The organism is Bradyrhizobium sp. Leo170, assembly GCF_004296405.1.
Classification (GTDB): Bacteria; Pseudomonadota; Alphaproteobacteria; order Rhizobiales; family Xanthobacteraceae; genus Bradyrhizobium.
The window spans coordinates 1-226 of record NZ_PSRR01000981.1; the positions used below are offsets into that span (position 1 = coordinate 1).

At 71.2% G+C, this 226-nt stretch carries 1 pseudogene; it reads left to right on the top strand.

What is annotated here, in order from left to right:
- Positions 1-226, top strand: a pseudogene (locus tag CWO89_RS46780) (PE family protein); the annotation flags it as partial.

Here is a 226-nt window from a genome sequence, read left to right on the forward strand (position 1 = left end):
GGGCGGTAACGGCGGTAGCGCGTTCAGCGGTCTCCCTGGTGGCACTGGAGGTACCGCGAGCGATCCGAACGGTCACGACGGACAGAGTGGCCTCTTCGGCGGCAGCGGCGGCGGTGGCGGCTACAATGGCAACGGTGCCGGTACGGCCATCCTGACCAACACCGGGACGATGATCGGCGGCCGAGGCGGCAAGGGCGGCGACGGCAATCCGGCGACGACGGGCGCG